Source organism: Peribacillus sp. NPDC097675 (genome assembly GCF_050277655.1).
Classification (GTDB): Bacteria; Bacillota; Bacilli; order Bacillales; family DSM-1321; genus Peribacillus.
Genome location: NZ_JBNNSK010000005.1, coordinates 87,094 through 112,064 on the forward strand (window position 1 = coordinate 87,094; position 24,971 = coordinate 112,064).

Genomic DNA, 24,971 nt, shown 5'->3' on the forward strand with positions numbered 1-24,971 from the left:
TTTTAAAATAGTTTCCTCCATGTCAATATTTACCCAATATTCTATTGCTTAATCCTCCTGCTTGCATGTAACATCAACTAGGTATACAAAAAATAGGAGACATAAATCATGAATCAAAAATTGCTTATCCCTATATTAATCTTCATGGTCGGCATTTCCGGTTTTTCTCAGGGTATGCTACTTCCAATCATCGCCGTCATTTTTGAAAATGATGGACTTAGTTCATCACTAAACGGCATGCATGCCGCTTCCCTTTATCTGGGCATTCTTTTAATTTCTCCTTTTATGGAAGCGCCTCTCCGTAAATTTGGTTATAAACCTTTGATTTTGTTTGGCGGATTGACGGTAATTCTTTCGCTCGCTTTGTTCCCGCTTTGGAAATCGTTCTGGTTTTGGTTTGTGTTGCGCTTTTTCATCGGAATTGGTGACCATACGCTACACTTCGCAACCCAGACTTGGATTACGGCCATTTCCCCCTTGGCAAAAAGGGGCAGGAACATTGCCATATATGGCTTGTTTTTCAGTTTAGGTTTCATGATTGGACCACTTATGACGAAGCTGCTTGATGTGAATCAAGCTCTACCCTTCATCATCACTTCCATTCTCAGCCTACTTACTTGGCTGACTGTTTTCCTGATTAAAAACGAGATCCCTGAACAAGATAATTCTGAAAGCACGTCTTTTCTAGACACGCTAAAGCGATTCGCTAAAGTGAGCCGTCTCGCCTGGGTTGCCTTTTTATTACCATTCACCTTTGGCGTGCTTGAAGCATCTCTTAATAGCAACTTTCCAGTTTTTGCGTTGCGTTCCGGCATAGACCTGACCGCCGTAGCGATCATCATACCCGCATTCTCAGCTGGCACGTTGCTTACACAAATCCCGATAGGAATGCTTAGCGACCGTTTCGGCCGGAGGAACATCTTGCTGATCATCATATTTTCTGGATTCATCATCTTTACAGCGGCGGGATTCCTTTCTCCCTTAGTGAGTGGCCTATTTATCTGCTTTTTGCTCGGCGGAATGATGGTAGGATCGACCTTTTCCCTTGGCATCAGCTATATGGCTGATATCCTGCCTCGAAATCTTATGCCGGCTGGGAATTTATTATGCAGCATTTTCTATAGTGTTGGCAGCATAGCCGGTCCCTATTTTGGTGGATTGGCCATTGAACACCTACAAGGCGGAAGCTTTTTCTATCTGATCAGCAGCATGCTGTTGATTATCTTCTTTGCCCTGATGTTTTTCAAAGAAAATAAGCCCGCTGTCGGAATCTAATTGTATTGTAGTATATTTATTCTTCTATATATTATTCAAGGTTCCTCCCGTTACATATCCTATAAATTACTTTTCTGGTGATTTATATTTTTTCCTAGATTAGAATCATTCTTCTTTATTTCTCATTAATAGTTGTGTTAATATAAAACTACCATATGAAAAAGATTATAAAAAAACCTTGAAAAACGTTGATTTTATCGCACTTTTAATTTTTGATTCTAAAGACCCATCAGAGAAATGACGCTGATTATCTTTCTCAATTATCCATCTGACAAATGATAATTAATATCAGTTACGATTAAAAAGAGAAAAATACGGGAGGAACATAATGACAACTGACACTAAACAATTAGCACAACAACCAGCTGAATGCAGTACCTCATGGTTCGAGCGAATAAAGCCACATCTAGAACTTATTGCCGCTCTATTCAGTGGTGTATTAATAGTAGTAGGTTGGCTACTAGCCAAAAATGGAATGGATACACCCTCCATTATTATCTATCTAGCCGCCTTTGTTATCGGGGGATATGCCAAAGCAAAAGAAGGCATTCAAGATACCATTGCGGATAAAGAACTGAATGTTGAAATGTTGATGATTTTTGCTGCGATTGGCTCAGCCATTATTGGTTACTGGACAGAAGGTGCGATATTAATCTTTATCTTTGCATTAAGCGGAGCACTTGAAACCTACACCATGAATAAAAGTCATAAAGAAATCTCGGCCCTCATGGACTTGCAACCGGAAGAAGCGCTTCGTATCACCAATGGATATGAAGAGGTCGTCTCCGTTTCCAATTTGATTGTCGGTGACACGATACTGGTCAAACCAGGTGAGAGAGTCCCATCGGACGGAAAAATCACAGAGGGACGTACCAATATCGATGAAGCCGCCATTACCGGCGAATCGTTTCCTGTCAGTAAATCCATCGATGATGAAGTATTCGCGGGTACAGTCAACCTGCGTGGGACAATCAATGTGGAAATTACCAAGCCAACAAGTGAAACTCTTTTTCAAAAAATCATCACGCTTGTTCAATCGGCCCAAAGTGAAAAATCTCCTTCCCAGCTATTCATTGAACAATTTGAAGGAAAATATGTGAAAATCGTATTGACAGTCGTAGCCTTGATGATGTTCGTTCCACATTTTGCATTGAGTTGGAGCTGGACCGAAACTTTTTATCGGGCCATGATCTTACTTGTTGTCGCTTCCCCTTGTGCCTTGGTTGCCTCCATCATGCCGGCCACGCTTTCCGCCATTTCGAATGGCGCACGTCATGGCATCCTGTTTAAAGGTGGCGTTCACCTTGAAAACCTTGGTAACCTGAAGGCCATTGCCTTGGATAAAACGGGAACCTTAACAAAAGGGAAACCGGAAGTAACCGATGTCATCATCCGGGAAGATTTGAACGAAGAAGATTTCCTCTTCCATATTGCATCGGTTGAAAATTATTCGAACCATCCGCTGGCAACTTCCATTGTCCGCTACGCTAAAACGAAAATGGATAGAGAAATCATAAAACCTGAGGACATGGAAGACATCTCGGGTAACGGGGTGCAAGCATATTTCAATGGAGTCCTTTGGCAAGTCGGTAAAGCTGATTTCGTCGGCCGCAGTGAAGCCGAACGATTCCAAAATGGAATGGCGCTTACACTGGCAGAACAGGGAAAAACGGTTGTCTATGCAAGAGACGATAAAGGAATTGCCGGCATTCTGACACTAAAAGATGTAGTCCGTGAAGAAACCATAAAAGCAATCGAAGACTTAAAACATGAAGGTATCCATACCGTTATGCTGACGGGGGATAGTCATAATACGGCAAAAGCCATTGCATCCGAAAGCCATATTGATGCGTATATTGCTGAATGTCTGCCTGAAACAAAAGTGGATGAAGTGAAAAAACTAAAAGAACAATACGGAACAGTAGCAATGGTAGGCGATGGAATTAACGATGCACCTGCCCTGGCAACAGCCTCTGTCGGTATTGCCATGGGTGAAGGCACGGACGTTGCCTTGGAAACAGCGGATGTCGTCTTAATGAAGAACGATCTTCCACGTATTGCCGAAGCCGTGAAGTTATCCAAGAAAATGAATCAAATCATCAAACAGAACGTCATTTTCTCGATCTCGGTAATCATGGTTTTGATTTTATCCAACTTCCTGCAATTCCTTGACCTTCCATTCGGTGTCATCGGTCATGAAGGAAGTACGATACTCGTCATTCTAAACAGTTTACGATTACTAAGGAACTAACAAAAAAGGGAGCCCGACAAAGGCTCCCTTTTTCTATATGGTTGTACTCATTAATGATAACCATTCTTTCCATTAGCGGAACCTGACGTTTTATGGTCCCCTTTTTTGCCTTTGTGCTTCCCTTTCTTACTCATGAAAGAACCCCTCCCCACTTGCAAGAATGATTGTTCTTGAATAGTGTGTGTCGAAGGGGCTTTTGCTAGTACGGTAAGTATTGCCGTATAAGGATACGTCGAATTATCGAGTTGAATGTTGAAATATTCGTGTTCACGGTCGAATTATCCGACTCAAAGTTGAATACTCTTTTCGCGTGACGGTCAACCACATGCTGGATCCTTATTGCTCAGGAAAGCATTGATTTCCCCGCCGATGATGATGATGAGTCCAGATAAGTAAAACCAGATCATTAATGCGATAATGCCACCTAGACTGCCATATGTAGCGGTATAATTGCCAAAGTTGTCCACATAGTAAGAAAATAATAAAGAAACGAGCGCCCAGCCAAAGGTGGTGAAAATGGCCCCCGGAAGAACCGTCAGGCATTTCAATCGCTTGTTCGGAGCTAGCCAATATAACATGGTGAACACAATGAATAATACAATCGTACTGATCACCCAGCGCAGATTATTCCAAATCGACAAAAACTCCTCGAACAACCCCATTTCGTCAAATAAGAAGACGCCGATTTGTTTTCCGAATACAGGGAGCAATAATGCGACAATAAAAACAAATATCATGGCAAAAGTGAGAATAATCGACATTCCCCGGGCAATATAAAAGGGACGGTTTTCCTTCACCCTATAGGCATGATTAAAGGCTTTAATAATGGCATTCATCCCATTTGACGCCGACCATATCGTCCCGATGATACCAAACGACAGCAAAGTGCCATTTGTCTGCATCACATCGCCCAAGGTATCCTCGATAATCGCCATGGAATCGTCGGGCGTGTAGGAACGCACCAGATTCAGGATGTCCGCTTGAGTAAATGGGAGATAGGCCAATAAAGTAAAAAGGAAAATCAGTAGCGGAAACAGGGAAAGCAAAAAGTAAAAGGACAGCTGTGCAGCAAGCCCCGTTACCTCATCTATCTGAAGTTGTTTAATAAACTTGCTGTAAAAAGACCATGTTAGCCATTCCTTTTTATTGGCCATCCCTTCACCTCAAATCCTAATTTAGGGGATTGTGTTTCTCTGAACCTTTATCATCAACCGTCGTTGGCATGACTTCTGAAGAGAAGGCTTCTTTCGTTTCCATGACCACGTTTGCAACCTGAGTGGGAATATTCTTCATCTCTTCCACCCTTTTAGAAATGAAAGAAACATCATTGGAAATCTTCTCAAAAGTGGAACGGAACCCAGAAGATGTTTCCTGTACTTGCTCTAATACGGTAGTCGGGTTTTGTATTAGGTCCTTCATGCACATCCATCCGTCTTTACCATTGGCAATCACTGTTTTTCTTGTATTTTTATCGAAAAGGCTTACAGCTGCTCCTGTCAAAGCGCCAATCAGCACAGCCTTCATGAATTTACTTTTCTTTTCACCATTCTTTTCACTTCTATATTCTTCTCGAACATTACTCATATATTCTCCTCCTCGGTATATTTTATTGATTGTGTATTTTCATTATACTATTTAACTACTTAGTTTTTTTATCTTTTCCCAAACGGGAGCCCTTTAAAACGTTCTAAAACAGGATGGCACCCATTTTGTCCGAATCAATTACCATTGACTTCTAAGTGCAATCATGCAAAGATAAAAATAATTTAGAAATGTATGAGAGGATGAGAGAATTGGATTTATCACAGAATACAGCAGAGAGCGTCGAGTATATGGTCGAAGCGATCAAAGATAAATTAAAAGTAATGAACTTCGGTGCAATCAAATCGACCCATTTCGATATTGAAATGTATGAAGAACTGCATGACATCTATAATCTGGTCATGAAGAAAACGAATTTCAGTGTTCGTGAAATGGAAGCCATTGCAGAAGAACTTGGAAAATTACGCAATAAATAATTCCTGAAATCCTCCCTACCACGTGAGGATTTTTTTGTTTTTTTGCTATACTGTTTAAAAAAGAGTACATAGTAATATTCAGATAGGAGTTGTAGGCATGGTAGAAAGAAGAACACCCATCAAGCTGGGTGAAGCTCTAGACAAAATAATGAAGCATGCATTAAAAGGACAAGTAGAAATGGTCCCTCTGGAGGACTGTCACTATCGCTTTTTAGCAAAAGATATCATCGCGACCAACGATGTCCCCCACTTCAATCGCTCACCGTACGATGGATTTGCACTCAGATCCGAGGATACAACCGAAGGCTCCCTTGATAATCCATTGGAGTTCGAAGTCATTGAAGAATTGGCTGCCGGAATGGTCTCGACCCGTCCGGTCCAGAAAAACCAAGTGGCGCGCATCATGACTGGCGCTCAGATGCCAAAAGAATGTGATGCCGTCATCATGCTTGAGTTAACGAAAGAATTCGAAAAGGACGGTAAGAAATACATCTCCTTCAAACGGTCCCTTAAGCAAGGAGAAAATGTATCCGTCAAAGGAGAAGACGCCAAAAAAGGCGACATTCTCGTAAAAAAAGGGACAATGATCAATCCTGGCATCATTGGTTTACTTGCTACATTTGGGTATGCCGAAGTTCCTGTCGCTAAAAAACCCATCGTGGGTCTATTTGCAACAGGATCTGAACTTCTTGATGTCAATGAACCACTGCAACCGGGCAAGATCCGGAATAGCAACTCTCATGCCATCTCCGCTCAAATCCAAAGAGCTGGTGGGGACGTTCGATTTTACGGGAAGCTCAAGGATGAGTTTGATGTCAGCTATAATGCCATATCTGCTGCATTGGAAGAGGTCGATCTTCTTATCACTACAGGCGGTGTGTCTGTCGGTGACTTTGATCTTCTTCCTGACATCTACCAAAAACTCGGTGCTGACGTCCTGTTCAATAAAGTGGCCATGCGTCCTGGCAGCGTGACGACAGTCGCCGTTCATGAGAACAAGTTTTTATTCGGTTTATCTGGTAATCCTTCCGCTAGCTATGTTGGTTTTGAATTGTTTGCACGGCCTATCATTCGTACCATGCTGTTTTCAGAACAGCCGCATCTACGAAAAGAACAAGCCGTCCTTGCTGAAGATTTCTTAAAACCCAACCCGTTCACCCGGCTACTGCGCACACGGTTGTTTTTTGAATCCGGGCAGCTCCGTGTCGTTCCTAGCGGCGTTGACAAATCCAATATCACTACAAGCTTGGCAGGCGCGAATTCGCTTACAGTACTCCCTGGGGGAACACGTGGATTCAAAGCTGGCGATACCGTGGACGTTTTTCTTCTGGATGATCAAGAAGGATCCATTTGGCCTTGGTGACACCGTTCATATTTCAAATAGTCGGCTACCAAAACAGAGGGAAAACGACTTTCATCACGAAACTCATCCGGGATCTTCAGGAGAAAAAACTGGAGACCGCCGTCTTGAAACATCATGGCCATGGGGGTAAACCGGATACCGGGCTGGAGAAAGACTCTACGAAACATTTCGAGGCGGGAGCCGCTGCTTCACTCGTTGAAGGAGACGGCTCCATCGAATTGCTGGGGAATTTCAAAACCGGTACCACTCTCCCTGAGCTGCTTCAGTTATTAAAGATGTTCCACCCTGATGTCATTTTGATTGAAGGGTACAAACGGGAGGATTTTCCGAAGGTCATCCTCATCAAAGAGGATAGTGATTTAGAATTAGTGAAGCTCCTCACCAATGTCCAAGCAGTGGTGGCGTGGCCCACCTGTCTGGAACAAGCGAAAGACCGAGCTGAAGTTCCCGTGTTCCCACTGGATTCCGATGGTTTCATTGAATGGTTTCTCCAACAAATCAAACAAAGTGAGCAATTGAAATAGAACAAAGAGGCATCCTATAAAATGAGGGATGCCTCTTTTCTTCGATGATTATTATTGTTCCGTCAAAATCAACGGACCATTTTTTGTGATGGCAATCGTATGCTCAAATTGTGCTGAGTATTTTCCATCAGCCGTCGAAGCCGTCCATCCATTCGGATCTCTAGTTGCCTTATATGTACCTACGTTCACCATTGGTTCAATTGTGAATACCATGCCTTCCTTTAGACGCGGCCCTTTATGTGGCAACCCATAATGAGGGACTTGCGGCTCTTCATGGATGACGCTGCCTATTCCATGGCCGATAAAATCACGAACGACCGAGAAACCTTCCGCCTCCACATAAGATTGGATGGCATGACCAATATCCCCAATGCGATTGCCTACCACACACACCTCAATGGCTTTATATAGGGATTCTTTCGTTACATGAACTAAATGTTCCGTCTCCTTGGATACCTTGCCGACTTTGTACGTCCATGCTGAATCCGAGAGGGCACCATTATAGTTGACGACCATATCTATCGTGACGATATCACCGTTTTTCAATGGCGTCTTACGAGGAAAACCATGGCAGATTTCTTCGTTAATGCTTGCGCATGTTACATATTCATAACCCTTATAACCCTTTTGTTCCGGCTTAGCGCCATGTTTCTTTAAGAATTCGTCTACAAATTCTTCGATTTCCCAGGTTGTCACACCAGGTGCAATCAGTTTGGCGATTTCCCTATGACAAGCGGCTAATATCTTCCCTGACTCATGCATCGCTTGAATTTCACGTTCAGACTTTATGACTATCAATCGTTACACTTCCTTTTTTTCATTTCTTCTTATATATTACTGCAAAGATAGAAGTATATGAATCCAAAAACCTTATAAATAAAAAAATCCCGGCAGCTGCCGGGATTTCATTATTATTTTAATAACTTGAGTGATTCCCGATTGAAGGCTGGAAGATCATCAGGCGTCCTGCTTGTTACAAGTTGATCGCCACAAACGACGACTTCTTTGTCCAAGTATGTTGCACCTGCATATTCCATATCTACCTTAATCGATGTATACCCTGTTGCATGGCGTCCTTCAAGGGCTTTCGCTGTAATTAACAGCTGTGGTCCATGACAGATGGCAAACACAGGTTTCTTGGCATCCATGAATGCCTTGGTGAACGTTACGAAGCGTTCGTCAGCCCTTAAGATGTCCGGTGAGAATCCACCTGGGATGAGCAAGGCATCAAAATCTTCCGCTTTCACAGAATCGATGCTTTCATCGATTGTAATTTCAACGTCACCTTGTTTCCCTTTGACCGTTTTTCCTTTTTCCATTTCAATCGTCGTAACCGTGTGACCTGCTTCTTTAAAAGCTTTGACCGGTTCACTATACTCTGAATCTTCAACCATATCTGTTACTACACATGCAATTTTTTTACTCATAAAAAAATTCATCTCCTCAATTTTTTGATCGAATGAACTTGCTGTACTTTATTTATATTCCCCGTGTAGACAAGGTTAAAACGTCTAATGTGAGTCTCCGATTCATGTCCCTTGGAGAAAGCCCCTCTTTACACGGTGAATTTTCCTACTGTGCCTGTCATTTTTTCTGATAAGGCACTTAAATGATGTGCCGATGCATTAATTTCTTCCATTGCTGCATTTTGCTCTTCGGCTGAAGCTGCGACGGATTGTGCAGAATCTGAAGATTCATGAATCATGGCTACCGTTGCCTGGATAATTTCCGCCATCTCATTCGTTCCATCCTGTACATTTTTCAAGTCTCCCGAAATCTTATCGATATCCTCGGTAACCTCCTGTATGGATGAACGGATTGATGCAAAAGAATCACCAGCCTGTGAGGAATATTCCATTCCTTCTAAAATGGCTTCGCGGCCATTCCCCATAGAGAGAATCGATTCTTCAATACCCTTCTGAATATCTTCTACCAATAATTTAATGTCATTAGCCGACTTATTGGACTGATCGGCCAACTTTTTCACCTCATCCGCTACGATTGCAAACCCTTTTCCATGCTCTCCTGCACGTGCGGCTTCTATAGCGGCATTTAACGCAAGGAGATTCGTTTGATCACTAATACCGGTAATGATATTTATGATGTCACCGATTTTCTTCGATTTCGTTCCAAGGTGGTTAATCGTTTCAGAAGAGGACTGGTTCGTTTGATTGATGACGCCCACCTGCTTCACCGTTCTTTGAATGATTGCTTCTCCATTCAATGCTTCCTCCGCATGTTTAACAGATGAATTCTTCACGGATTCCGTATAATGAGTAATGGATGCCACGTCCTTAAGAATTCTTTGGATATTCCGTTCCAATATCTCTGAAAAGTCCGACTGGGCATCCATAGACGCAGCAACCTCCTGTACACTATAGGCAATGCTATCTGCCGCCTTGCCCGTTTCATCAGAACTTGCATGAAGCTGCTGTGATGCAGCCGCCACCTGATCACTCATATCCCGCACCGAACCAATTAATAGCGATAAGTTCCCCCGCATATCTGCGTAGTTTTTCCCTAGGAAAGAAATTTCATCGCCTTTCATGTCGTCAAGTTCAAACGTGAAATCTCCCTTGCCTGCCCGATCCATGGCTATTCCCAGGTTTTCAAGCCGTTTTTTGAGTCCTTTAGTAAACAACCAAACTACGCCAATAGAAATCAAAAAGATAATAGCAAAAGCGATGGTTGAAGCAAACGTGATTTTCCCCATTGACTTATACACATTTTTTTGAGGATTCCCCATGTAGAATATACCAATAATCTCTCCATGTGCATTTTTTAGCGGTTCATACATTCCATAAAAATTCTCATTCCCCACTTGGGATTCCCCATGATAGTTTTTCCCGTTAACCAAGACCTTTTCTCTTACAGACGCTGGAACTTTAGAACCGACAGCCCGATTTCCCTCATCATTTATTATCGTTGTCGTAACGCGTGTATCTCCCCCGAAGAAGGTGATGCTTCCCTCTGACATTTCGGCAAGCGAATCCACTAACTCCTCATTGCCACTTATTTTAGCTTCGCCTTTGTACAATTCACCATCGACCATCACCCAATCTCCTGGATATTTCATGTCCACATATTCATAACCTAGCTTCATATTCGAAACAGCGGCTTTGACTGCTGATGTTTTTAAAACACTGGATAATTCAATACGTATAATTGCTAAAAAGGCAATTCCCATTAACAATAACAAACCGATTACAAGAAGACTCACCTTTTGAGTAATCTTTAATCTTCCGAATAACTTCATCCCTTTTCCCCCTAATCACTATTTCCTTTAAAAAAGGGATATCGACTATCCAATCCTCGATTGCTCCTTTTGGGGTATATCGGTAGGTCTTCCCTCCTACTAAAGGCTAAGAACTAGAATCAGCCCCACATTCATAAAGTTGTTGGAATTTCAATGATGCTTTCGATAAAAGTCGGAAAATGTTCTTTTTTAAGACATGGAAATCCCTTTCCACTTCAGCAGGCAAAAAAAAGATAAGAGTCTCTAAACTCTTATCACTATTGTTGCTTATAGTTAATGCTTCGGGTATTTGCCTACCACATGAATCGCACTGATTATCCTCTTATTGATCCATTTTCTGTTTTCTTCCGTATTCAGCTTCTCGAATACGATTTCCCTTCCTTCATCCGTTGTTACGTAATAAGTAGGAAGGGTATTCAAAGAAAGGGTGATGATGTCATTCTTGCATTTATCACATGGACAAAACGTTTGGTAATCCGTTCCGGACATTAAAATCTGCACCCATGTCACGACAATCTCTTCCATGACATTTGTATATTCTCTTTCCATATTAACTCCTTCGGTAAAGAAAAAATCTGTCCGTTCCAGACAGATTTTTTCACTCATTTATCGGTGTCCGTGGAACAATCAATATTTCAACACGCCGATTCTTAGCTCGGCCTTCCGCTGTTTTATTAGAAGCGACCGGCTTGAATTCCCCAAAGCCTTTGGCGCTGAACATTTCAGGATCCAACTTCGTATTATCAAGAAGAAGCTTCATGAAATTCACTGCACGCATGACACTTAAATCCCAGTTGGAGTCGTATCGATATGTCTTGATTGGAACATTGTCCGTATGGCCGCTTATGACGATACCACGAGGCAAGTCCATCACAAGAAGGCTCGATATCTCCTTGGCAATTCTGCGATCTTCCGTTCTCACTTCCGAGACGCCCGATTCGAACAGGACATTATCCCTGATGGATATCATTAACCCTTCATCCGTAAGGTTCGTATCCAGTTCGTCCACTAAATCATTTTTCTGGATATATTCATTAACTCTTCCCTGTACCTCTGAAAGCTGTTTTTCCTCGCTTTTGCCCTGCCCCTTTATCCCTTTGATTCCTGTCATCTGTTCTGGGGATGTAGGATTATCACTAGGCGAGTCACTCGGATAATCCATGAAACCCGTTCCGCTCGAAAACACTTGATTAAACACGTTGGACAATTGTTGGAATTTGACGGCATCGACCGAACTGGACGCAAACAGAACGATGAAAAGTGCAAGAAGCAGAGTCAAGATATCCGCATAGGGGACCAACCAAGATTCATCAATATGTTCATCATGTTTTTGTTTCTTTTTCCGCCTAGCCATCTTCTCTCACATCGCCTTCTAACCACTTTTTACGATCTTCAGCAGGCAAATAGGATGTTAGTTTTTGTTCGATTGTTCTTGGTGCTTCTCCTTCAATGATCGATAGAATTCCTTCAATCATCATTTCTTTAATCCGAACTTCCTGCTGCGATTTCCGTTTCAGCTTATTAGCAAACGGGTGCCATAATACATACCCTGTATAAATTCCCATAAGAGTCGCCACGAAGGCAGCAGATATGGCATGCCCCAACGCCTCAGTGTCAGCCATGTTCCCAAGGGCCGCAATCAGTCCGATAACCGCGCCCAATACCCCAAGCGTAGGCGCATAGGTGCCGGCCTGACTAAAAATGGCGGCTCCACTTTGATGACGTTCCTCCATCGCGTCTATTTCTTCAGCCAAAATATCGCGAATATAGTCGGCACTTTGGCCTTCCACTGCCAGGTTCAACCCATTTTTCAAGAACGTGTTATCCACCTGATCCGAAATGGTTTCCAAGGCCAATAATCCTTCTTTCCTGGCGATGACCGCCCATTCTGAAAAAGTTTTAATCAATTCTTCAGGTTTCGCCAACTTTTGTTGAAGAAATAAAATCTTTAATATTTTTGGCAATCTTTTTAATTCAGATAAAGGGAAAGCCGTTACAACAGCGGCCACTGTTCCTACAATGATAATCATGATAGCCGCCGGATTGACCAATGCGGATACACTGACGCCTTTCATCACCATTCCCACTAAAATAGCCACAATACCAAGAACTATACCAAAAACCGATGTTATATCCATAATATTCACCCATTCATATAAAAATCTTGTCTGCTCCTTATATCGGATAAAGTTCGGAAAAAGTGAGGATTATTTTACTATTCCAATAAATTGAGTGTAAAAGTTCAATCTTTTTTCACAAAGTCTTCCTTTTTCATCCTTATACAGCAACCATTTTATCCTATATTTCGACAAGATAGGGGGAAATTATCTTGAAAAGGAAAATAAGAAGAATTTCTTATCAAGGGCTGGCACGGTTTACCAGTTAGAAGCCGTACCTCACTATGGTTCAGAAAAAGGGCACAAAAAAAAACTACCAATTTGGTAGCTTAATGATTGTTCATTTATATTTTGCGAGTTTAGGTATCCTTTTAATCCCTTCAGCCCCAACAAAACTCCCTATCATCCCCAATATCACGCTTGAAGAAATAATCTTAATTACGTAAAAGATTCCTGTTCCCGTTATCATATCGATGATTAAGAAATTCTTGATTGTTGATCCTTTAATCGTGTAAAACACAACCTGGTTTTGTTTTTGATTCACATGATCACATACCTTCTTCTTTTTTCTAAAGGTATGATTCACATAGATTGTCACATTCGTAAGGCAAGCCACTTTTCTTTTTTTCTATTTTACATAAAAGGACCGCCAATCGGCGGCCTACTTCTCTAATTCTTCATCAGAGGTTCCAATAAGACCTTCTTAATTGCATCGTTTCATCTTCCATAAAGTCTTCATCCGGTTCCTCTCCCCTTGCTCATCCTGCTATCCAGCACTTTGACGAGGGGTGAGACTAAAAATAAAATGAATAAAATCCTGAATAAATGAAAGCTTGTGACTACGGAAACATCGACAGAAACCGACATGGCCGTGACCGCCATTTCCGCCACTCCGCCGGGTGCCATGCTTAAAAACAATTCGTTGGCCGGAAGGGAAAGAACGGGGGAAAAATGTATCGCCAGGTAATAACAAAAACCGATGAGCAAGACATTACTCACGAATACCACGGCGAACATCTTCCTGAAAAGCCTGGGGTTATCGATTTTTAGTGTATAGCCTAGATGGGCACCAATCAAAAGCTGTGATAGGTTCAACCAGAACCCTGGGATTTGGGGTGCTTCAGTCCCCATCAAATTGAACAGGGACGCCGCGATGAGCGGGCCTAATAGAAAAGGAAGCGGAAAGTGAATCTTTCTGGCAATGAAGATGAATAAGAACAAAGCTGCAATCAGAAGGAAAGCCAAGTTCCATTCATAATCAAATAAAAAGAAGGGCCCTTTAGTCAGGATGGCCGTAGCTTCAGAATCAACGGCCATTACATGAGTAACGAGCCAGGGAACCATTGATATGACGAGAATGACTCGAAGCGTCTGCATGAAGCCCACAACCGTTTCATCACTTTCCTTCATTTCCTCACTCAAGATCACCATCTGGGACAAGCCGCCCGGAAAACTGCCAAGAAGTGATGTGCTCATCGATAGCTTCAAACGTTTACCAATGAACAAACCCGTTAGCACCGTGAACAAGATTAGGACCACCGTTGTAAACAGCATGACGGGTAAATACTCGGTCATGTCATGCAAGGATTGTTTTGTAAAGGAACTGCCCAACTGCAAACCAAGGATGATCAGACCGGTACTTCTAAGTGTTTTCGACCATAACATCGATTGTCCCCATTTGATCTTGGCAATCATCACCACGAATAAAGGTCCGAGCATCCATGGCAAATAAATGCCGAGGATGTCGAACAGGTATCCCCCTAGGAAAGCCAACAGAGCTGTAAAACCCATTCGTAAACTCTTGTGTTCCGATATGAATGTTTTCAAATTAATAACCTTCTTATCTATAAAATTCCACTTTTATCTTACCATAACTAATTCGTGGTAACTTATCCCCGTCTTGTCTTCCTTTCATTCTCCGAGTATGATGAGGGAAAATAACTGAAAGTATGGGAATCTACTATGCGTTTACGAGACTGGGATACTAACTTAAAGATTCGCCTTGCCGGTGAATCTGTCGTCAATATATCATTTTGGATGTTTTTCCCATTCCTTGCGATTTATTTTACCGAATCGTTTGGGAAAACAACGGCTGGATTGCTACTTATATTCTCACAATTCTTTGCAGTCGTAGCCAATTTATTCGGAGGCTATTGTGCCGATCGATTCGGAAGGAAACGGATGATGGTCCTTTCCACCCTTGGACAAGGGTGTGCGTACATATTTTTTGCATGGGCCAGCTCTCCTTGGCTTGAATCGCCAATCATCGGATTTATCAGCTTCACTGCAGTGAGCATATTCAGTGCCTTTTATAACCCTGCCAGTCAGGCTATGGTTGCCGATGTGATTCCGGAAAAAGACCGAAGTGGCGTTTTCGCCGTCTTTTATACCTCCATCAACATTGCCGTCGTCATAGGCCCGATCCTTGGCGGAATTTTTTATGCAACCCACCGCTTCGAACTGTTGGCCCTTGCTGCCATCATTAATATCACGCTTGGATTCATCCAGAAATCATGGATCAATGAAACCGCTCCTCTAGCCAATAAGGCAAACCTAACAGGCAAAAGGATAAGTGGATTCTCTTTTTTACTGAATCAACTACGAGACTATCAAATCATTTTCCGTGATAGGATCTTTCTGCTTTTCATCATCGCTGGGGTCCTGGTCTACCAGACGTTCATGCAGCTGGATTTATTGTTTCCGGTCTATATTAACGAACTGGTCGACCCACAATCCATATTCTCGTTCACCTTACAGGAGGAACAGATTTTCGGATTTTTGCTTGCTGAAAATGGATTGTTCGTGGCCCTCTTAACCATCACCGTTACGAAATGGGCGGCCATGTACAAAGAGAGAAATGTATTCATCCTCTCTTCTCTGATATATAGCTTTTCAATGATACTATTTGGTGCGACCCAATGGGTCTGGGGATTATTCATCGCCATTGCCCTATTTTCCATTGCAGAGCTTTTAACGGCCGGCGTTCAGCAAGGGTTTGTCTCAAAGCTGGCTCCAGCACATATGCGTGGCCAATATTTCGCGGCTTCAAGCTTGCGTTTCACCATAGGTAGAATGCTAGCGCCCCTGGCCATCCCCATGACTGGTTGGATAGGATATACTGGAACATTCGCGATAATTAGCATTCTCGCAATCATGAGTGCCATTTTATATTTCGTCATGTTTACCCTATATGATAAGACGAAAGGTAACATTCCATAATTTAACTCCATTACCTACCCCCATAAACCAACCATAAGAGGTAGAATCATTATATGGGGGTCAAAACTCTTATGGAGGGGTGACTAGATGTTATCAAATACAGAAATAGGTATAGACTTAGGTACGGCAAATACACTCGTTTACAGTAAAAATAAAGGAATCATATTTAATGAGCCCTCAGTTGTGGCCATTGATATAGTGACTAATAAAGTATTGGCAGTCGGTCTGGAAGCGAAGAATATGATTGGGAAAACTCCTGGTCATATTGTGGCAACCCGACCATTGAAGGACGGGGTTATTGCGGATTTCGACGTGACCGCACAAATGCTTAAGGAAATCATGAAAAAGGCAAGTAAAGGAATGGGCCTCACGATCCGTAAACCGAACGTGGTCGTATGCACACCATCCGGTTCTACATCCGTTGAAAGAAGGGCCATCCAGGATGCGGTTAGAAGTTGCGGGGCCAAACAGGTCCATATCATCGAAGAACCTGTAGCCGCAGCCATAGGCGCTGGGTTGCCTGTGGAAGAACCGACGGCGAATGTCATCGTGGACATTGGCGGTGGTACCACAGAAGTTGCCATCATATCGTATGGTGGAGTCGTTTCATGTAACTCCATCCGTATTGGCGGCGACCAACTGGATGAAGATATCTGTCAATATGTAAGAAAAAAACATAACGTTTTGATTGGGGAACGGACTGCCGAACTAATAAAAATGGAAATCGGTTACGCTCTCATCGACCATTCTCCATTGACCATGGAAGTCAGGGGCCGCGATCTTGTCACCGGCCTTCCGAAGCCGATTACAATCTCATCCACGGATGTTCAAGAAGCCATTCAAGAATCACTGTTACATATTCTTGAAGCCATCCGTTCCACTTTGGAAGACTGCCCGCCAGAATTAAGTGGGGATATTGTCGACCAAGGTGTCGTCCTTTCCGGTGGGGGAGCACTCCTCAATGGAGCCCAAGATTGGTTGATGAAAGAACTTATCGTACCTGTCGAACTTGCGGACAGCCCGCTTGAGTCCGTTGCTATTGGTACAGGCCGTTCACTCGAGATCATTACCAAATTACAAAAAGCCGTTTATTGAAAGTCTGCTAAAGGGAACCCTTATATGGGTTCCCTTTTTGCATGTCCGAAAGGGGAATTCATATTTCCCCATCCATTTTCCGTACAAGATATATTTCTATTCTCTTCAGTAAAGAATACTTAAAAAGGAGGTTGCATGAATGGATACTTTTCTCTATTTCTTCTATTTAGCCGGATATATCGCTCTTTTCATTTGGGCCATCACCCTCGCTCATCGATACGGATGGGTCTCTGCTTCCAACGTTCTTTTATTTGTGATTTTCGGTCTAATCGTGGATAACACCCTACTCGCTTTCGGACGGTATATCGGAACGGGGCACTTGCTAGAATCGATCAGCTATATCCGGTATTGGGGACATGCCCTTTTCACCCCCACTTTAGTTCTCTTTGCTTGGGATTCTCTGAAAAAAGCAGACATAGGTTGGGCCAAAAAATCGATTGTGAAGTATATAAGCTACATCTTGGTGATCGCACTTATAGTCTATGAATTATTCACTGAAACGCTCGGACTTAGGTTGCATGCAGAATGGAAGTATGGGGTTTTAAGTTATGCCAACACTGCCTCATCCAGTGGACCGCCGGTTATGGTGTTGATCGTCTCCCTCGTTTTGATTGTTTCCGCATTCATGGTTTGGCGTAGCCAGAAATGGATCTGGTTTTTGCTTGGCACCATCATCATGACCGTCGGAAGCGCTGTTCCTCTGCCGATTAAAAGCGATGCATACATGAACGGGTTCGAGCTTATTCTCCTCATCTCCCTGCTCGCCACAAAACATTATCAAGTCCAGAAAGAGCAACAGCATGAGACAAGCTCTTAAACATGTGCTTGCCAGTATGTTTTTGGTGGATGCAATGTAACATAACTTGTGTTATAATATAATTAAGTTACATTGGTAAGAGGAGAAGAATGATGGAATATGTAGAAGCCTTTAAGGATGTCAATGAAATCAGCAAAATTAAAAATTATTTGCGATCTCACTCCATCCGTGATTATGTATTATTTGTTTTAGGTATCAATACGGGTTTGAAGATCAATGAGATGTTAGAAATGACGGTAGCAAGCGTGCTCGACGAAACGGGTAAGATGAAAGAGTTTTATGAGCAGCCCCTGGAAAATGGGGAAACCACACAAATCTATTTGAACCAAAAAGTTCGAACGGCATTACAAGAATACCTCAAGGGCTCAAAAGTGATGGAGAATGAATTTTTATTTATGTCTCCCAAGACACAAAAGCCGATTACGCGTCAGCAAGCACACCGAATCATCCACGATGCCGTTGAAGGTGCTGGATTGATAGGTAAATATGGAGCCAGTTCCATGCGGAAGACATTTGGGTATCACGCATATAAGCAAGGAGTGTCCCTCGCCTTGATCCAAAAGCATTTTCACCATTCAAGCCCGTCTGAGACACTGAAGTACATTGGCATTTCCAAGGAGTATAAATTCAAGACGATAATCGATGTGAATTTATAGTTCAATTTCATATTTCACACACTCAAACCAACTATTTTAAGGAGGAATTCCAGTGAAAATTAGAGAAAGCGAACTTCCTGGTATAGGCCAGAAATTCGAGATCATCACGAGAAATGATGAGAAGTTAGTGATTGTCATTCACGATGATGGCCGGAGGGAATTATACCACTTTGATAATGACCATGAAGACGTCATATCAAGCGTCACACTTAATGATCAAGAAGCTCGCCAAATGGCATCCATTATTGGCGGGATGATTTATAAACCTCAAGCACTTGAAACGATAGAAATGTCATTAGGTGACCTGGTCATCGAATGGTTCAAAGTGGAGCCAGGTTCCAGAGTTGTTAATCAAACGATCGGGGACATTGATATTCGTAACAACTACAACGTGACCGTTATTGCCCATTCGAAAAAAGGGAAAAAACAATTGAATAACCCCGGTCCAGATTCAATCATTACTGCAGGTGATACGCTTGTCATCTCTGGTGAAAGAAAAGATATCAAAAATCTGATTAGAGAATTACTGACCGACGAAAGGAGTGACTAAGTACATATGGATCACTTAGTCTTTGAGGTAGGAACCGCCCTGTTACTAGTTGCTGCCGCAGCTCTCATAGCAGGCAAATTTAAGATTTCGAATGTGCCCATCTTAATCATCGTTGGGATGCTGGTAGGACCTCATGCCCCGCATTTTGGGGTGATTGATCTACGTTTCATCGAAAGTGAAGAGATTATTGCTTTCCTCGGAAGAGTCGGTATTCTATTCCTTCTATTTTATTTAGGACTAGAATTCTCCGTTAAAAAACTAATGAAATCCGGAAAAAACATCGTGACAGGTGGATCCATCTACATTGTCATAAACGTTGGCTTAGCCCTGGCCTATGGTTTCCTCATGGGACTCCCACTTAAAGAGGTCCTCATTTTGACCGGAATTATCAGCTTCTCCTCAAGTGCCATTGTAGCCAAAGTACTTGTTGATCTACGAAGGACCGGTAATAACGAAACGGAACTTATCCTAGGAATCATCATGTTTGAAGATATATTCCTTGCCGTTTATTTATCCGTCGTATCCGGTTTGGTATTAAGCTCCTCTGGTTCAGTTTGGGGCACACTATTATCTACGTTTATTGCAATCGGATATATGCTGTTATTTTTCGTTATTGCTCGAAAAGCATCCGGTTTCCTCAATAAATTATTCAACATCACCTCTGATGAGATTTTTATCATCGTCGTTTTCGCCTTACTTTTCTTTATCGCAGGTTTCTCAGAAACGATTCACGTTGCAGAAGCTATCGGTGCTTTACTGCTCGGGCTTGTCTTTTCTGAAACGGAACATAGTGATCGTATTGAAAAGCTCGTCATTCCCTTCAGAGACTTCTTTGGAGCCATATTCTTCTTCAGCTTTGGATTGAGTATTGATCCTACTACGCTTGGTGGAGCCGTATGGATGGTTCTTGGAGCAGTCATCATTACAATCATCGGTAACTTCGTTGCAGGTATGATTGCAGGACGTAAATCCGGATTATCCCATAAAGCGTCAGCCAACATCGGCTTAACCATCGTCTCACGCGGTGAATTCTCCATTATTCTTGCAAACCTAGGTATTGCCGGAGGTTTAATGCCTATACTCACCCCGTTTGCGGCATTATATGTGTTGACATTAGCGATTCTTGGTCCAATTCTTACAAAAGAATCCAAGCATATCTATACGATCCTCAATAAAATCTTCAAATGGACACCGCCAAAAGTCCAAAAGGAACAACAAAAAGAAAGTTAATCCACAAAGGTCCAGACACCGAGTCTGGACCTTTCTTCATATAGCAAGATTTAACTAGTTTATTAGGTTACTAGCTGATGGAGCATCATATAAAAAGGATTTTTCGCAAACTTAGTGGTTTTCTAAACTCTTGAAAACATAATTATTTTATGGGAGGATAGTTTTTAAAATGAGGCGAAATGTATTATTTGGTAATGATTCAAATGGGAGGAAATATAAAATGGAGTGGAGTTTGATTTCATCCTTAATTTTAAATTTGACACTATCATTTATAATTTTTGGTCAACTAAAAAAAATCAATATTTTGCGGGAAGAGAAAACTAAATCACTTCCTAATGAAAAAAATGATGAATTGATTGACTTGGTCAATGAAAAATTGAAAACGCTTGGTTATGTTAAAACGATAAAGTATCTAAGAGTAGAAAAAGGTATGTCAATGATTGATGCTAAACAACTTGTAGATGCGTTAAAAGCATAGACAAAAAAAGGGTCACTTAATTGATGACCCTTTTTTGATACCTTTTAACATCTGAACATATAGCTTGCTCAAGTAACCAATTTGTACGAAAACCGCCTAAAAAAAGAAACTTCCCATGTATTTGTCCTACTTCATGGCATACCGGAGACAACCATTGAATATCCAATTAGAACTGGCAACTTTTCACTATTTCCAACTAGGAGGGTTAAAACACCCCAGCTGAGGGAAAAGAAGCAGATAACAAAGAAACCTTTCAGGAGTGATGCCCGAATGAATAAGTCGATTGATTTTAGTAAGAAACTCATCAAGGAAGTCAAAGAGGATCGTGTCACAGGACTGGCAGCTGAACAGGCCTATTATTACCTACTCGCTCTATTTCCTTTGCTTATTTTATTGCTATCGATCCTTCCTTATATGAACATCGATACGCAAACAGCTTTAGATAATTTAAAGACATTTTTACCACCTGAAACCATGGGAGTCATCGAAGAGAATATCATCAAGATTTTGAGTGAACGAAATGGCGGCCTGCTGACCTTCGGTTTCCTGGGTACCCTCTGGTCAGCCTCTAACGGCATGAACGCATTTATTCATTCCATGAACATTGCTTATGATGTGGAAGAAACACGTAATTTCATCAAGGCACGCCTTACTTCCATCCTGTTAACATTAGGATTGGTCCTCGCTTTTGGTGTAATGTTAGTTCTTCCTATCTTCGGTAATGTACTCATCAACTTAATGGAAGAAGTCGTTTCTCTTCCGAAAGAAACTCAAACCTTATTCAACATCCTACGGTGGGTTGTCGCTATTGCGGTTATCTCTTGCGTACTTGCCTTTTTATACCGGTTTGCACCAAATAAGACCTTCCCTTTCAAACATGTCATTCCTGGCGCAGTGACAGCGACCATCCTATGGTTCGTCATCTCCATCGGATTTTCGTTCTACGTCAGTAATTTTGCCAATTACTCGTCCACTTACGGTAGTTTAGGGGGCGTCATCATCCTTATGTTATGGCTATACCTGAGCGGTCTGATCTTAGTGATTGGCGGAGAAATCAATGCGATTCTCCACCGCCAAAATTCCATACCACAAAAAAAATCCCGTACGATCGTCCATCCAGTGCCATTAAAAAGATAGAAAAAAACAGGCTCCGTTATCGGAGACCTGTTTTTTCTAGTATGGCTTAAACAGTTTTTCTTAATAAATATAAGAAATATGGTGCGCCGATGATTGCGACGATAATGCCAGCAGGGATTGTTTGTTCACTGTAAATGATACGCCCCAAAGTATCAGCGACAACTAAGATGACTGCACCAATGATTGGAGATAAAAACAAGAAGTTTTGATGTTTTGATCCGACCAATTGTTTGGCGATATGGGGAGCAATCAATCCGATGAAACTAATGCTTCCAACGACAGAAACTGCAGACGCGGCTAAGGCTACTGCTATGATGAGTAATAGAACCCGATCTCGATTAAGGGAAACTCCAAGCCCTTTCGCCACGGTTTCATTAAGAGCCAATAAATTCATCGCTTTTTGCTTCCATAGCAAGATTGGTATCGCTACTAAAAGCCATGGAAGAAGGGCAAAAATAAAGGGCCAATCCGCTCCCCAAATATTCCCCGCAAGCCATTTGGAAATGAATTGGACATCCTCTTGTTTGGCGCTCGAAACCAAGATGATCATCAGCCCTGATAAGGCGGATGCAAATCCAACCCCCATCAACACGAGCTTTATCGGTTGTATGCCGTTTTTCCTATCCCACGTAAACAGAACGATCAGACCCGCTGTAAGCAGTCCACCCAAAAAGCCTACTGCCGGTAGCTGATAGGTATAGTATTCTAAGTTGGCATCAACCAACAAATAAAATAAGGTAATGGAAACGCCAGCTCCAGCATTTATTCCGATAATACCTGGGTCAGCTAAATCATTTTTCGTCAATGTCTGTAAAATGGCACCTGATAAAGCAAGCGACATTCCGGCTAAGGTAAGCACCAGGACACGAGGAAAACGAATAGAAAATAGAATGAATTCTTCTTTAAATGTTCCCTCTCCCAATATCGTCGGGATGATCTGAGATATCCCCACCGAAGAAGGACCTAAGCTGATTCCCCCTACTATACTTAAGATCAGCAAGAGAATCGTCAGGCTATACATCAAACGTATTTTATTTTTTTTACGCAAAGAAAGTACGACCTCCTTTCTTCACTAAAACCAAGAAGAATAGAAAACCAATGACGGATACCAATGCAACGATCGGTAATTCCAATGGAGCAATGATGATTCTACTAATGAAGTCTGTGAATACCATAAAGGCCCCCCCAATGATAATGGACATCGGGATAATCATACGATAATCGGCACCAACGATTTTCCGGACGATATGGGGGATAAATAAGCCTACAAAGGATAAGTTCCCTATTAGGGCTACTGCCGTCCCGGCCAAAACAATGACGACGAACATCAGAATGACTTTGATTTTCTTCGTTTTTTGGCCGAGTCCTTTCGCTACTTCTTCGTTTAAACTGAGGACGGTTAACGGTTTGCTATAAACAACCGCTAACACCAAACCAAAGATAATGAAGGGAACAATGATCAAAGCATCCCAGGTTGTGCTGATCAATCCACCAGCCGTCCACGTACTAACGTTCTTGGATACATTAAAAAGAATCGCTACACCACTTGAAATGGCTTGTAAAAACAGAGAAACGGCCGCCCCTGCCAATACAAGCTTCAGGGGAGAAAAACCGTTTCTCGACGTTATACCTATTCCAAATACAAGTAGCATGCCGACCATTGCCCCTATAAAAGAACTGAACATGAGCATTAAGAAGGTGATTCCAGGGATAAAGGCCAGAACAAGTGATAGAGCTAAATTGGCACCTGATGTTAAGCCTAATAAACCTGGATCCGCAAGTGGATTTCTTGTCATCCCTTGCATGATCGCACCGGCAACCGCTAAAGCAGCACCTACAAAAAAGGCTGCGATGACACGTGGGAGACGTATTTCCCTTAAGACATCATAATAGGGTCCCCCACTTTGTCCGATGATAGCTTCATATAAATCTTGGAAACTCGTATTTGCTGCACCATATCCTAAAGACATAATCATGACCACCAATAATATAATGATCGATATAACCATCTTACTTATAAAAGAATAGGAGACCTTCATCTAAATCTCCCCTTATTTACCTAAAAAAGATTTTTCGAAGAAATCTAGTTGTTTGTCGAAAGAATGGGCATCTGCGAAATAGAATGCAGAACCTTCCGCATAAAACACTTTTTTATCTTTAACCGCTGGTATATTGTTATACCAAGTTGAGTCCATAAATGAAGTATCTTGTCCTTTTTTCACTAGATTAAGAACTAAGTAATCCCCAACATAATCACCTAATACCTCTTCGGAAATGCCAAAGTATCCTGGCTCAATGGCTACATCCTTAACAGCCTTTGGCATATTCAATCCCATTTCTTGGTACAGGATTTCCGTTCCACGGCCCCAGCTATCCCCGAATAAGTAGATTTGTTTATCAGAGTTACCAGCAACCGTAATCGTAGCATCTTCCCCGATCTTAGCTTTGATCTTGTCTCCCACAACTTTTGACCGCGCTTGGAAATCTTTTACCCAAGCATTCATTTCCTTTTCTTTATTGATCACTTTACCGACTTCGATACGTTGGTCGATATAATTCAAAGCACCGTATGTGAAGATGACCGTCGGCGCGATTTCTTGTAATTTCTTAACGTCTTCCACATCATTCGAACCGATAATTAAATCTGGATCAAGTTCAATGATTTTCTCATAATCCGTACTTGCGACAACTTCAGCATCGGGATATTTTTTTGCGAAATCCGGATTGTCCTTTGACCAAGAATCCATCCCTACTACATTAACGTCCATTTCCATTAAATCTCCAACAAACAATGATAAGACGACAACACGTTTTGGATCAGCAGGGACTTTCACTGTGCCATTTTCCGATTTGTAACTAATCGTACCCGATTTTTTTGTATCATCCTTACCATCAGATGTTTCTTTAGTCTTCGTATCATCATTTCCACAAGCCGATAAAATAACCATTAAAGCAGCAACTATAAATAAAAGCCATTTTCTCATG

The 24,971-nt window shown here is 42.0% G+C and carries 26 protein-coding genes; 13 read left to right on the forward strand and 13 right to left on the reverse strand.

Annotation, left to right across the window (positions count from 1 at the left end; genetic code table 11):
* The first annotated feature begins 108 nt into the window (after positions 1–108).
* Together ACQKL5_RS09285 and ACQKL5_RS09290 are read left to right on the forward strand one after the other, a co-directional pair.
* Positions 109–1,275 carry an MFS transporter gene (locus ACQKL5_RS09285; protein ID WP_427608192.1) on the forward strand — a complete coding sequence of 389 codons (1,167 nt, stop codon included), beginning with the start codon at positions 109–111 and terminating at the stop codon, positions 1,273–1,275.
* A 328-nt stretch (positions 1,276–1,603) separates the two neighbouring features.
* Positions 1,604–3,526 (forward strand): heavy metal translocating P-type ATPase, encoded by a 1,923-nt coding sequence (locus tag ACQKL5_RS09290; protein ID WP_427608194.1) that lies wholly within the window; start codon positions 1,604–1,606, stop codon positions 3,524–3,526.
* A gap of 317 nt (positions 3,527–3,843) precedes the next feature.
* Here the strand turns inward: ACQKL5_RS09290 and ACQKL5_RS09295 are convergent, their stop codons facing one another.
* Both ACQKL5_RS09295 and ACQKL5_RS09300 read right to left on the reverse strand, forming a co-directional pair.
* The gene (locus ACQKL5_RS09295; protein WP_427608196.1) at positions 3,844–4,680 is read right to left on the reverse strand and encodes a YihY/virulence factor BrkB family protein; all 837 of its coding nucleotides are present in this window, start codon (positions 4,678–4,680) and stop codon (positions 3,844–3,846) included.
* Positions 4,681–4,696: 16 nt separating this feature from the next.
* On the reverse strand, positions 4,697–5,110 hold the full coding sequence (locus tag ACQKL5_RS09300; protein WP_427608198.1) for a YtxH domain-containing protein: 414 nt from the start codon (positions 5,108–5,110) through the stop codon (positions 4,697–4,699).
* A gap of 209 nt (positions 5,111–5,319) precedes the next feature.
* Between ACQKL5_RS09300 and ACQKL5_RS09305 the strand changes: the two genes are divergently transcribed.
* From ACQKL5_RS09305 to mobB, 3 genes are all read left to right on the forward strand, one after another.
* Positions 5,320–5,544: a DUF1128 domain-containing protein gene (locus ACQKL5_RS09305; RefSeq protein WP_427608200.1), complete on the forward strand. Its 225-nt coding sequence runs from the start codon at positions 5,320–5,322 to the stop codon at positions 5,542–5,544.
* 97 nt (positions 5,545–5,641) lie between these two features.
* Positions 5,642–6,907: a molybdopterin molybdotransferase MoeA gene (locus ACQKL5_RS09310; protein ID WP_427608201.1), complete on the forward strand. Its 1,266-nt coding sequence runs from the start codon at positions 5,642–5,644 to the stop codon at positions 6,905–6,907.
* On the forward strand, positions 6,904–7,431 hold the full coding sequence (gene mobB, locus ACQKL5_RS09315) for a molybdopterin-guanine dinucleotide biosynthesis protein B (RefSeq protein ID WP_427608483.1): 528 nt from the start codon (positions 6,904–6,906) through the stop codon (positions 7,429–7,431). The genes ACQKL5_RS09310 and mobB overlap by 4 nt, the downstream gene beginning before the upstream one ends.
* Positions 7,432–7,482: 51 nt before the next feature.
* On the opposite strand, the gene map is transcribed toward mobB, so the two are convergent.
* The 8 genes from map to ACQKL5_RS09355 all read right to left on the reverse strand — a co-directional run bounded on the left by map (position 7,483) and on the right by ACQKL5_RS09355 (position 14,631).
* On the reverse strand, positions 7,483–8,229 hold the full coding sequence (map, locus tag ACQKL5_RS09320) for a type I methionyl aminopeptidase (RefSeq protein ID WP_427608202.1): 747 nt from the start codon (positions 8,227–8,229) through the stop codon (positions 7,483–7,485).
* 113 nt (positions 8,230–8,342) lie between these two features.
* Positions 8,343–8,858 (reverse strand): type 1 glutamine amidotransferase domain-containing protein, encoded by a 516-nt coding sequence (locus tag ACQKL5_RS09325; protein WP_427608204.1) that lies wholly within the window; start codon positions 8,856–8,858, stop codon positions 8,343–8,345.
* 128 nt (positions 8,859–8,986) lie between these two features.
* Positions 8,987–10,687: a methyl-accepting chemotaxis protein gene (locus ACQKL5_RS09330; RefSeq protein ID WP_427608206.1), complete on the reverse strand. Its 1,701-nt coding sequence runs from the start codon at positions 10,685–10,687 to the stop codon at positions 8,987–8,989.
* Between the two features lie 273 nt (positions 10,688–10,960).
* Positions 10,961–11,293: a late competence development ComFB family protein gene (locus ACQKL5_RS09335; protein ID WP_427608208.1), complete on the reverse strand. Its 333-nt coding sequence runs from the start codon at positions 11,291–11,293 to the stop codon at positions 10,961–10,963.
* Entirely contained in the window at positions 11,286–12,041 is a 756-nt protein-coding gene (gene motB / locus ACQKL5_RS09340; RefSeq protein ID WP_427608210.1) for a flagellar motor protein MotB, read from the reverse strand. The genes ACQKL5_RS09335 and motB overlap by 8 nt, the downstream gene beginning before the upstream one ends.
* Positions 12,034–12,825: a flagellar motor stator protein MotA gene (gene motA, locus ACQKL5_RS09345; protein WP_427608211.1), complete on the reverse strand. Its 792-nt coding sequence runs from the start codon at positions 12,823–12,825 to the stop codon at positions 12,034–12,036. The genes motB and motA overlap by 8 nt, the downstream gene beginning before the upstream one ends.
* A gap of 319 nt (positions 12,826–13,144) precedes the next feature.
* Entirely contained in the window at positions 13,145–13,348 is a 204-nt protein-coding gene (locus tag ACQKL5_RS09350; RefSeq protein ID WP_427608213.1) for a hypothetical protein, read from the reverse strand.
* A 191-nt stretch (positions 13,349–13,539) separates the two neighbouring features.
* Entirely contained in the window at positions 13,540–14,631 is a 1,092-nt protein-coding gene (locus ACQKL5_RS09355) for an AbrB family transcriptional regulator (protein ID WP_427608215.1), read from the reverse strand.
* Positions 14,632–14,766: 135 nt separating this feature from the next.
* Between ACQKL5_RS09355 and ACQKL5_RS09360 the strand changes: the two genes are divergently transcribed.
* From ACQKL5_RS09360 to ACQKL5_RS09395, 8 genes are all read left to right on the forward strand, one after another.
* Positions 14,767–16,023 (forward strand): MDR family MFS transporter, encoded by a 1,257-nt coding sequence (locus ACQKL5_RS09360; protein WP_427608217.1) that lies wholly within the window; start codon positions 14,767–14,769, stop codon positions 16,021–16,023.
* 87 nt (positions 16,024–16,110) lie between these two features.
* Positions 16,111–17,118, forward strand: coding sequence for a rod-share determining protein MreBH (mreBH, locus tag ACQKL5_RS09365; protein WP_427608219.1), 1,008 nt, complete (start codon positions 16,111–16,113; stop codon positions 17,116–17,118).
* 139 nt (positions 17,119–17,257) lie between these two features.
* Positions 17,258–17,935, forward strand: a complete 678-nt coding sequence (locus ACQKL5_RS09370; RefSeq protein ID WP_427608220.1) for a hypothetical protein — start codon at positions 17,258–17,260, stop codon at positions 17,933–17,935.
* Between the two features lie 92 nt (positions 17,936–18,027).
* Complete coding sequence (locus ACQKL5_RS09375) at positions 18,028–18,591, forward strand: tyrosine-type recombinase/integrase (RefSeq protein WP_427608222.1); 564 nt, start codon at positions 18,028–18,030, stop codon at positions 18,589–18,591.
* Between the two features lie 52 nt (positions 18,592–18,643).
* Positions 18,644–19,141 carry a cation:proton antiporter regulatory subunit gene (locus ACQKL5_RS09380; RefSeq protein ID WP_427608224.1) on the forward strand — a complete coding sequence of 166 codons (498 nt, stop codon included), beginning with the start codon at positions 18,644–18,646 and terminating at the stop codon, positions 19,139–19,141.
* A 6-nt stretch (positions 19,142–19,147) separates the two neighbouring features.
* Positions 19,148–20,371: a cation:proton antiporter gene (locus ACQKL5_RS09385; protein WP_427608226.1), complete on the forward strand. Its 1,224-nt coding sequence runs from the start codon at positions 19,148–19,150 to the stop codon at positions 20,369–20,371.
* A gap of 220 nt (positions 20,372–20,591) precedes the next feature.
* Positions 20,592–20,849: a hypothetical protein gene (locus tag ACQKL5_RS09390; RefSeq protein ID WP_427608228.1), complete on the forward strand. Its 258-nt coding sequence runs from the start codon at positions 20,592–20,594 to the stop codon at positions 20,847–20,849.
* Between the two features lie 270 nt (positions 20,850–21,119).
* Positions 21,120–21,986 carry a YihY/virulence factor BrkB family protein gene (locus ACQKL5_RS09395; protein WP_427608230.1) on the forward strand — a complete coding sequence of 289 codons (867 nt, stop codon included), beginning with the start codon at positions 21,120–21,122 and terminating at the stop codon, positions 21,984–21,986.
* Between the two features lie 46 nt (positions 21,987–22,032).
* On the opposite strand, the gene ACQKL5_RS09400 is transcribed toward ACQKL5_RS09395, so the two are convergent.
* From ACQKL5_RS09400 to ACQKL5_RS09410, 3 genes are read right to left on the reverse strand one after another with little or no spacing between them, the layout of a single operon-like run.
* Positions 22,033–23,007: a FecCD family ABC transporter permease gene (locus tag ACQKL5_RS09400; protein ID WP_427608484.1), complete on the reverse strand. Its 975-nt coding sequence runs from the start codon at positions 23,005–23,007 to the stop codon at positions 22,033–22,035.
* Between the two features lie 19 nt (positions 23,008–23,026).
* Positions 23,027–23,995 (reverse strand): FecCD family ABC transporter permease, encoded by a 969-nt coding sequence (locus tag ACQKL5_RS09405; RefSeq protein WP_427608486.1) that lies wholly within the window; start codon positions 23,993–23,995, stop codon positions 23,027–23,029.
* A 42-nt stretch (positions 23,996–24,037) separates the two neighbouring features.
* Positions 24,038–24,970: an ABC transporter substrate-binding protein gene (locus ACQKL5_RS09410; RefSeq protein WP_427608232.1), complete on the reverse strand. Its 933-nt coding sequence runs from the start codon at positions 24,968–24,970 to the stop codon at positions 24,038–24,040.
* Between the last annotated feature and the right edge of the window lies 1 nt (position 24,971).

What these genes read in the sequence shown, in the direction of transcription:
- ACQKL5_RS09285 (WP_427608192.1), top strand. Translation starts at nt 109, where the DNA reads ATGAATCAAAAATTGCTTATCCCTATATTAATCTTCATGGTCGGCATT.
- ACQKL5_RS09290 (WP_427608194.1), top strand. Translation starts at nt 1,604, where the DNA reads ATGACAACTGACACTAAACAATTAGCACAACAACCAGCTGAATGCAGT.
- ACQKL5_RS09295 (WP_427608196.1), bottom strand. Translation starts at nt 4,680, where the DNA reads ATGGCCAATAAAAAGGAATGGCTAACATGGTCTTTTTACAGCAAGTTT.
- ACQKL5_RS09300 (WP_427608198.1), bottom strand. Translation starts at nt 5,110, where the DNA reads ATGAGTAATGTTCGAGAAGAATATAGAAGTGAAAAGAATGGTGAAAAG.
- ACQKL5_RS09310 (WP_427608201.1), top strand. Translation starts at nt 5,642, where the DNA reads ATGGTAGAAAGAAGAACACCCATCAAGCTGGGTGAAGCTCTAGACAAA.
- ACQKL5_RS09325 (WP_427608204.1), bottom strand. Translation starts at nt 8,858, where the DNA reads ATGAGTAAAAAAATTGCATGTGTAGTAACAGATATGGTTGAAGATTCA.
- ACQKL5_RS09330 (WP_427608206.1), bottom strand. Translation starts at nt 10,687, where the DNA reads ATGAAGTTATTCGGAAGATTAAAGATTACTCAAAAGGTGAGTCTTCTT.
- ACQKL5_RS09335 (WP_427608208.1), bottom strand. Translation starts at nt 11,293, where the DNA reads ATGAGTGAAAAAATCTGTCTGGAACGGACAGATTTTTTCTTTACCGAA.
- motB (WP_427608210.1), bottom strand. Translation starts at nt 12,041, where the DNA reads ATGGCTAGGCGGAAAAAGAAACAAAAACATGATGAACATATTGATGAA.
- motA (WP_427608211.1), bottom strand. Translation starts at nt 12,825, where the DNA reads ATGGATATAACATCGGTTTTTGGTATAGTTCTTGGTATTGTGGCTATT.
- ACQKL5_RS09360 (WP_427608217.1), top strand. Translation starts at nt 14,767, where the DNA reads ATGCGTTTACGAGACTGGGATACTAACTTAAAGATTCGCCTTGCCGGT.
- mreBH (WP_427608219.1), top strand. Translation starts at nt 16,111, where the DNA reads ATGTTATCAAATACAGAAATAGGTATAGACTTAGGTACGGCAAATACA.
- ACQKL5_RS09370 (WP_427608220.1), top strand. Translation starts at nt 17,258, where the DNA reads ATGGATACTTTTCTCTATTTCTTCTATTTAGCCGGATATATCGCTCTT.
- ACQKL5_RS09375 (WP_427608222.1), top strand. Translation starts at nt 18,028, where the DNA reads ATGGAATATGTAGAAGCCTTTAAGGATGTCAATGAAATCAGCAAAATT.
- ACQKL5_RS09385 (WP_427608226.1), top strand. Translation starts at nt 19,148, where the DNA reads ATGGATCACTTAGTCTTTGAGGTAGGAACCGCCCTGTTACTAGTTGCT.
- ACQKL5_RS09390 (WP_427608228.1), top strand. Translation starts at nt 20,592, where the DNA reads ATGGAGTGGAGTTTGATTTCATCCTTAATTTTAAATTTGACACTATCA.
- ACQKL5_RS09395 (WP_427608230.1), top strand. Translation starts at nt 21,120, where the DNA reads ATGAATAAGTCGATTGATTTTAGTAAGAAACTCATCAAGGAAGTCAAA.
- ACQKL5_RS09400 (WP_427608484.1), bottom strand. Translation starts at nt 23,007, where the DNA reads ATGTATAGCCTGACGATTCTCTTGCTGATCTTAAGTATAGTAGGGGGA.
- ACQKL5_RS09405 (WP_427608486.1), bottom strand. Translation starts at nt 23,995, where the DNA reads ATGGTTATATCGATCATTATATTATTGGTGGTCATGATTATGTCTTTA.
- ACQKL5_RS09410 (WP_427608232.1), bottom strand. Translation starts at nt 24,970, where the DNA reads ATGAGAAAATGGCTTTTATTTATAGTTGCTGCTTTAATGGTTATTTTA.